Below are 265 nucleotides of genomic sequence, written 5' to 3'. Positions count from 1 at the left end.
TTGGTTACATCAAAATCACAGACCGACACACCATCTATTAACTCTTTTGAGTAAGCATAGTAACCGCCAATGGCATTGATTTCATGACGAGCGTACTCGGATAGCTCAATGACTTCCTCAAACGACTCTTTACCACGAAGGGCCAAGTTGCGACGTGAAATATCCAAACTAGCCATCAATAAGTAAGAGGCAGATGTAGACTGGGTCAGGTTTATAATCTGACGAACGTATTCGGGATTCATCTGCTCCCCGATTAAAAGAAGCG

At 43.4% G+C, this 265-nt stretch carries 1 pseudogene; it reads right to left on the bottom strand.

Going from position 1 to position 265, the window contains the following annotated elements:
• A pseudogene (locus F1003_RS18830) lies at positions 1–242 on the bottom strand (hypothetical protein); the annotation flags it as partial.
• Between the last annotated feature and the right edge of the window lie 23 nt (positions 243–265).

Origin of the sequence: Winogradskyella ouciana (assembly GCF_009709615.1) — a bacterium.
Classification (GTDB): domain Bacteria; phylum Bacteroidota; class Bacteroidia; order Flavobacteriales; family Flavobacteriaceae; genus Winogradskyella; species Winogradskyella ouciana.
The sequence above is the reverse complement of the archived record's forward strand: the minus strand, read 5'-3'. Positions and strand labels throughout refer to the sequence as shown.